This window comes from Calditrichota bacterium (genome assembly GCA_014359355.1).
Taxonomy (GTDB): domain Bacteria; phylum Zhuqueibacterota; class Zhuqueibacteria; order JANLFK01; family Oleimicrobiaceae; genus Oleimicrobium.
Genome location: JACIZP010000245.1, coordinates 1 through 8,076, shown reverse-complemented (window position 1 = coordinate 8,076; position 8,076 = coordinate 1). Strand labels below are relative to the sequence as shown.

Sequence of the window (8,076 nt, the reverse complement as noted above, 5' to 3'; positions counted from 1 at the left end):
TTTTGAGGGAGGTGCGGACGGCCGGGACAACATCAGGCAGGTCCTCGCGGTTGCCATGGACGCGGGCCTCGGCAAGGGAATCCCGTGAAGGAACCGCCCGATAGTTCATTTTTCCGGCGAAAAAATCTACTTGACTTTTGGCGATTTTTTTCGTAACATACGGCGCTTTCTGGAAGGGCTTCCAGCCCGTTCGGCAGTGCGTCTCAGCAAACGATGGCCCGATCGCCAACGAGACCAGTCATGCCGGTGACTATCTACGATGTGGCCAGGCGCGCCGGAGTCGGCATCGGCACCGTGTCGCGCGCCATCAACGATAGCCCACTCATCGCCGCCGCCACCAAGGCTCGCGTCCTGAAAGCCATTCAGGAACTCAACTATCGCCCCCATGCCCTCGCCCAGGGTCTGGCCCGCAACAAGACCGACATGATCGCCATCATCCTGCCCATTTTCACGGGCTATTTTTTTGTCGAGCTGTTGCGCGGCGTGCAAGAAGAGGCGATCCGCCATCACTACGATTTGATCCTCTACAGCGTTCATCAGACCGACAAGTTAGAGCTCTTCCTGGAGCGCACCCTGCGCGAGCGCCGCGTGGACGGCGTGTTGCTCATTTCCCTGCCCATCTCCGACCGTTATGCGCGCAAGTTCATAAGTGCCAAAGTGCCCATTGTTTTGGTGGACAGCTTCCATCCGGCCTTGGATTCCATCACCGTGGAGAATCGCGAAGGGGCGTACCAGGCGACCCGTCACCTGCTGCAGCTGGGCCATCGACGCGTGGGCATGATTGTCGGCCACCTGCGTAGTTTGCCGGCGCGGGTGCGGCTACAAGGGTATCGTCAGGCCCTGGCCGACTCCGGCGTGCAGGTGGACGAACGCTACGTCGTGGTGGTCGACTCCATTCCTGGCCAGGACGGGTTCTGCAGGGAAGCAGGCTACCGGGCCATGAGGAAACTCCTGGCGTTGGGCCAGGAGCGCCCCACCGCAGTGTTCGTCTCAAGCGACGTCCAGGCCGAAGGGGCGATGCGCGCGGCCACTGAGGCAGGCGTGCGAATCCCTGAGGACATGGCCATTGTCGGTTTCGACGACATCGAGATTGCTGAGTTACTCGGTTTGAGCACCATGCGCCAGCCGATGCTGGAGATGGGCCGCCTGGCCGTGGACAGGTTGGCGGAGCGCATCACGCACCCGCAGGCGCCGCGCTTCGTGCGCACCTTTGCCACCAGTTTGGTAGTGCGGCGCAGTTGTGGGGCACACGCCTCTGTCGAGGGCCAGGTGGCAATCGCCTAAGGGGAGAAGGGTCAATCTCTGCGACAGTGGGAGAAATGTGGAGTGGCATGCAATGAGAATAGTGCAGCGCTGTGGGCGTAATGCTGCGATCGGCCTCCTGCTGCTATGGTTGCCAAGTTTCGTTTGGGCAGGCACCACCGGCAAGATCGCAGGCGTGGTTCAGGACGCCGAGACGGGCGAACCCCTGCCTGGGGTGAACATCACCCTGGAAGGGACCACCATGGGGGCCGCCACCGACGGCGCCGGGCGGTACGTGGTGCTCTTTGTGCCGCCTGGCACTTACACCTTGCGCGCCAGCATGATCGGCTACTCGCCGATGCGCGTCGAGAATGTGCGCGTGTCCATCGACCTGACCACAGAGATCAACTTCAAGCTGCGGAGCACGGTTCTGGAGTTGGGCGAGGCGGTCACGGTGGTAGCCGAGCGGCCGATGGTGGTCAAGGACTTGACCGCGAGCACCTCCGTCATGGGTTCTGAGGAGATCAAGGCCTTGCCGGTGACCGAAGTGCACGAGGCGTTGGCGCTGACTGCCGGCCTGGTACGGGATGCCGGCGGTGGCCTGCACATCCGCGGCGGCCGCTCTGGCGAGATAAGCTACTGGATCGACGGCATCCCGGTCACCGACGTCTACGACGGGGGCACGGTCGTTGACGTGAACAAGAACATGGTGCAAGAGCTGCAGGTGGTGAGCGGGGCTTTCAACGCCGAGTACGGGCAGGCCATGTCCGGGATCGTCAACATCTCCACCAAGGAAGGCGGAAATACGTTTGGCGGTTCATTCACCACCTACTTGGGCGATCACCTGAGCACGCACGACAAGATCTTCCCACACATCAAGAACATCAACCCGGTGGCCATTCGCAACGTGGAGGGCAGCTTAGAAGGGCCTCTATGGCGAGATAAGCTCTCGTACTTTGTGAATGCGCGCTACATCTACTTCGACGGTTGGCTGTTTGGACAGCGCCGCTACCGGCCCCAGGCGGTGACAGCCAGCGTGGTCCTGCCGGAGCAGGTGGTGGAGCAGGTGTTTCCAGAATTCCTGGCGGAAAGCAGGGTGGTGGGGCCTGGCCAGCGGGGCTTCCAGTACGTGTTGGGCACCAATGCCCTGCTGGACTCGGTCCTGACGCAGAATGAGCTTCGCGCGCGGAACATCAGTGCCGATTCGTTTGCGGTTTACTACCAGAGACTGCGTGCCTCCCACCAGGGCGGACGGGGCGATGGTGCCTTTGTGCCCATGAACTGGAATCGCAAGCTCTACCTGCAGGGCAAGCTCATGTACAAGCCGGTGCCCTGGCTGCAACTGGCGTACAATGTGATCCTGGATGACGTCGACTACCAGGACTATCAACGCGATTACAAGTACAACCCCGACGGTCAATTGCAGCGGTTTAGGACGGGGCTCACCAACATCATCAAGGTCACGCACCTCGTCTCTTCGAAGACTTTCTATACGCTTGGCTTCTCGCAGTTCAGCAAGGCGTACAAGAGTTGGACGTACGAAGACCCCCATGATGCCCGCTATGTCCATCCCGACATCGGCCTCCAAGGGGCCTACAGCTTCAAGACGGGTGGGACGGACAACGCGCGCTTCGAACGGCGCACGGACACCTACTTAGCGAAATTCGATCTCACCAGCCAGGTGACCGCTACCCACCAGCTCAAGGGAGGGCTTGAGTTCCGCAAACACAAGGTCTACCAGCGGGACGTCACCCTGCAACCGGTTCTCACGCAATCGGCCATCGATCCGCTGTTCGACAGTCCCTTCATCGCCACGCGCATTCTGCCGGACTCGACCATTTACGCGAGCCAATACACGCATCGTCCCACCGAGTTCTCCGCCTATCTGCAGGACAAGATGGAGTTCAAGAACTTTATCGTCAATGTGGGCGTGCGCATGGACTACTTCGAGCCGGATGGCGTGGTGCTGACTGATGAGACCGACCCGACCATCTACAACCCCATCAAGCCGCAGAACCGCTATCACGACTGGGGGAGCGATGGCAAGCCGGGAACGCACGACTTGGACGGCACCGAGGGGAACGGCATCTGGGACCCTGGCGAGCCGGCCGTCACCTTAGCGGAGCGGCAGCAGTATTGGTACAAGAAGGCGAGTGCCAAGGTGCAGGTGAGCCCCAGGCTGGGAGTCTCCTTCCCCATCACGGACAGGGGCGTGATTCATTTCTCCTACGGGCACTTTTTCCAGATACCCCGGTTCGAGCGCTTGTACCAGAACCCGGACTTTGAGCTGGGGACCGGCACAGGGAACTTGGGGGTGATCGGCAATGCGGATCTGAAGCCTGAGCAGACGGTGAGCGGCGAGATCGGCCTGCAGCAACAACTTGCCGAAGACCTGTCCCTCCATATCACGGGCTATTTCCGCGACGTGCGCAATTTGGCGGGAACGCAGGCGCAAGAGATTGTCTTGTTTGGTGGCTTTGGGCGGTACAGCAAACTGGTCAACAGCGACTTTGGTTTCATTAGAGGCATCATCGTGTCGCTGAACAAGCGTTTCTCGGGTGGCTTAGCCGCCTCGCTGGACTACACCATGCAGATTGCCAAGGGGACCAACTCTGACCCGGAGCAGGCACGGAACGCCTTGAGTGGCGGTGCATTACCAGAAGTGCAGCTCACCCCCTTAGACTGGGATCAGCGCCACACCCTGAACGGCACGCTCTCGTACGCGGGTCGAGGGTATGGGGCAAGCCTCATTGGGCAACTGGGGAGCGGGCTTCCGTATACACCGCGATCCACTGCCGACATTTCGACCCTGCTTACCAACAGCCAGCGCAAACCGGGCAACCTGAACATCGACCTGCGGGCCTACAAGGAGTTCCGGCTGAAGCCCGGGGTGCTGACCCTGTTTGTGCGAGTGTTTAACGTGCTGGACAGGCTGAATGAGGTGAACGTTTACAACGACACAGGGCGTGCGGGCTTTACCTATGACGAAGCGGTGGCCAGGTCGAGCAACCCCTTGCAACTGGTGAACACGCTGGAGGACTGGTTCACCAATCCCACGCATTACTCCGAACCTCGCAGGGTAGAGGTGGGGGTGACCTTTGACTTTGGCCAGACCCGTTAGGAAGGCGATTTAGCGCGGAGAGCGATTATGAGAAGCCGATTTGGCATAATGGCAGTGCTGTTGGCGGTGGCAGCGCTGGCGATGGCGGACAGGGCGCAGGCGCAGAGCGGCCGTCAGTACCGTCGCGATGCGGTGATGCGCGGCAACTTGGTGAAGACCGTCTTTGGCAATTGGGGCGTCATCGGGCAGCCAGCGCAGCGAGGGAAACGAGGCGCCTGGATCTATGACGACAACGGCTACATCGGCGACGTGAGCCCGTTGGTGGGCGCCGAGGTTGTCGCTCAGGGCAAGACATTCCACTCCGTGGTCGTCTGTCCAGTGGACCGGCCGACGACGCAACACGAGCTCTCGCCATCAGGTACCTACTGGGGATTCGAGCCGGTGGCCGGGTATTTCAACGAGTATTCCCAAGGCATCGCCCTCTACAGCGATCCGCGATCCTGGCCCCCGGTCTGGCCAGACAAGATGAATGACCCCTTCGATCCCGGTTGGCCCGGCTCCTGGAACGGCTTTTTTGGCAAGACCACCACGGCCTCGGAAGAGTGCTTCTTTGTGATGGATGACCAGAATGACGAGGAGTTCAACGTCGCGCAGTACAACCGCTGGGGCGTGGCCTTCAAGCCGGACGCGCGCAATCCGAACCGCAACGGCTTGGGTCTGCAGGTGAAGGTGCGCGGCATGCAGTGGTCGGACTTTCTTGCCCAGGACTGTATCTTTTGGCTCTACGAGATTACCAACACCAGCACCACGGACTACAGCAAGGTCGTCTTTGGCATGCTGGTGGGCACTTATGTGGGCGTCACCTCCACCGAAGACTATCGCGAATACGATGACGACTACTCCTTTTTCGATGTAGAGAAGGACCTCACCTACACCGCGGACTTTGATGACAATTGCAGCCGGAACCCCCGTTGGACCGGACCTGTGGGAGTGGTCGGCTATGCTTTTCTGGAAAGTCCAGGGAACGGCTACGACGGCATCGACAACGACGGGGACGCGGAGGAGCATCCGTTGATCCCTGCCACCGGGCCGCTCTTTGTGCAATCCGACTTTCAAAAGCGCGTGATCCGCGCGGGCGACAAGGTGGTGGTGATCGACGATGACTACAACCGCACCGTGGTGACAGTGCCCCCGCAAGACACCACCTTCGTCACGCGCGGGGCCGCCCGGGGCGTGCCTTACCTGGTGCAGGTCAGCCCAGGCGTGACCGAGCTCGTGGAAGGCAATGTGGTCATCCAGGACGGCTTGGAGGTGGTCAACTCAAACGCCTACGATGGGATTGACAATGACCTTGATGGGCTGATCGACGAGAACTACTACCTGCACTACTACCAGATCCGCAAAGATCGCACCGGCAAGGTTCTCATCGACCGCTTCAATCCGGTGCGGCACAAAGACTACATCACTGGCCTGGGCCTAAACGATCCTCTCATCGACGAGAAGCGTGACGATGGCATCGACAACGATGGCGATTGGAGCGCCGAATACGACGACGTGGGCGCTGACGGGGTGCCGGGCACGAACGACCCGGGCGAGGGCGATGGACGGCCAACCCCTGGCGAGCCGAATTTCGACCAGACCGATGTGGACGAATCTGACCAGATCGGCTTGACCAGCTTTGAGTACTTCACCCCTGCCCGTGCCTTCTCCATGGCTGACGACGAGGACCTGTGGCGGCGCTTGGCCCCCGGCTACTTCGAAGTTCCTTCCTCAATCGTGAACAACAAGCCGGAGCGGGGCGAAGACGGCGACTTCATCTACGGCTCCGGCTACTTCCCCCTGCGCGCAGGCGAGACGCAGCGCTTCTCGCTGGCACTGGTCTATGGAGAGGGAGGCGGTCCGCAGGTGGACATCGCTGACCTGCTGAAAAACCGCGAGACGGTGCAAAAGATTTACAACAGCGATTATCGATTCCCGCCGCCGCCGGAGAAGCCCATGCTCACTGTGGTCCCAGGGGATGGGAAAGTCACGCTCTACTGGGACCGGCGCGCCGAGGAGTCGGTGGACCCGGTGCTGAAGGTGAAGGACTTTGAGGGGTACAAAATCTACCGCGCCACCGATCACAACTTCAATGAGGTCTTCGGGGTCACCGATGCGGACGGCCGGCCCATCCAATACAAGCCAATTGCGCAGTTCGACTTGAAGAATGGCGTCAGAGGTTATTTCCGCGGAAGTGCCGAGCTCTTCCAGCAGAGCCACGGCGCCTCCTTCTACCTGGGCGACGACACCGGTCTCGAGCACAGCTACGTCGACTATGACGTGGAAAACGGGCGGCGCTACTTCTACGCCGTGGTGGCCTACGACCGGGGCGACGAGACTTTGGACATCTTCCCGAAGGAGAACGACAAGCGCATCGATGTGTTGCCTTCCGGTGAGGTGCGCACCTATCGCAACACGGCGGTGGCAATCCCCAATGCAGCGGTGGCCGGTTACGTGCCTCCCCAGGGGAGCGTGCTGGTGCCGCCGCTGTCCAGCGTCGGTACCGGCAACGTCTTCTACTTGGTCATTGACGAGCAGGCACAGACCGGGCACACCTACCGCATCGAGTTCCTGGACACGGGTAACGACGGCGTCGACAACGATGGTGACTGGAACGCCCTCACCGATGATGTCGGTTCTGACGGCAAGCCGAACACCCGCGATCCTGACGGCACGGAGGGAAACGGGCTGCCTGACTCAGGCGAGCCAAATGTCGATGGTCGGGACCCGGATGAGTACTTTGTGCCCACCACCACCTTCTATTCGCTGCAGAAAGTGACTCCTGTGACGAGCACCTTTCTCGCACGTGACACCTTTTCGGTGGCGTTGCCCCACACGCATCTTGTTGCCGGGACGATTGTCGTCAAGGACGGCAGCGGCAGGGAGGTTGCGCCCTCCAAGTACGAGCTGGACCTGGTCCGCGGCCGTATTCGCGGACGCCAGTCCGGCGACCTGCTCTATGGAGAGGCCTATTCTGTCACGTACCAGTATTACCCTGTCTATCGCAGCCCGTTCATCGAGGGGAGCCCGTGGGTGGGCGAGACCAAGGACACCGACATCTTCGACGGGGTGCGCCTGGCCTTCGACAACCACTGGACCGTGAGGCTGGACACGCTGGCTTCCCGTTGGAGTCGGCCGGAGAAGGGATACAATTTCAACCTGACCATTGTCGACACCTACTTTGGGGTGGAAAGACTGGTGGGCTACTGGCATCCTGCGGACTACCGCATCGAGTTCGCCGATGGGGTGATTGACACCTCGCTGGGCATTCCCAAGTACTACATCGATCCTATCCCGGTGAACTTTCGGGTCTACAACCTCACCGATAGGCGGTACATCGACTTTGTGTTTGCCGACATGAACGGCGACGGCAAACTGACCCCCTTCGATGAGCTCATTCTGGTGGAACCCGGCCTGCAGGGGGAGCAGCTCTACACCTACGACATCACCTTCACCAGCCGCACCGGCCAGGCGTTCGTCTACGGCGCGGGCGACACATTGACTATCGTGACCAGGAAGCCGTTCCGGGCGGGAGATGTCTTCGAGTTCACCACGGAGCGGCCTGCCCTGAGTGATGAGCAGGCGGCGCGCGAGTTGGAGCGCGTGAAGGTGGTGCCAAACCCGTACGTGGTTGCCACGGCGCATGAGCTTCCTCTGCCGCCGGCAGTGGTCAGCGGGCGCGGCGAACGGAAGATGGACTTTATCCACTTGCCGGCGCGGGCTAAGGTGCACAT

Annotated in this window: 3 protein-coding genes; all 3 read left to right on the top strand. The window is 60.8% G+C overall.

Going from position 1 to position 8,076, the window contains the following annotated elements:
- The first annotated feature begins 240 nt into the window (after positions 1 to 240).
- Positions 241 to 1,284 (top strand): LacI family DNA-binding transcriptional regulator, encoded by a 1,044-nt coding sequence (locus H5U38_10910; GenBank protein MBC7187534.1) that lies wholly within the window; start codon positions 241 to 243, stop codon positions 1,282 to 1,284.
- 52 nt (positions 1,285 to 1,336) lie between these two features.
- Positions 1,337 to 4,363, top strand: a complete 3,027-nt coding sequence (locus tag H5U38_10905; protein ID MBC7187533.1) for a TonB-dependent receptor — start codon at positions 1,337 to 1,339, stop codon at positions 4,361 to 4,363.
- A gap of 27 nt (positions 4,364 to 4,390) precedes the next feature.
- On the top strand, positions 4,391 to 8,076 hold a 3,686-nt coding region (locus tag H5U38_10900), incomplete at its 3' end, for a hypothetical protein (protein ID MBC7187532.1).

What these genes read in the sequence shown, in the direction of transcription:
- H5U38_10910 (MBC7187534.1), top strand. Translation starts at nt 241, where the DNA reads ATGCCGGTGACTATCTACGATGTGGCCAGGCGCGCCGGAGTCGGCATC.
- H5U38_10905 (MBC7187533.1), top strand. Translation starts at nt 1,337, where the DNA reads ATGAGAATAGTGCAGCGCTGTGGGCGTAATGCTGCGATCGGCCTCCTG.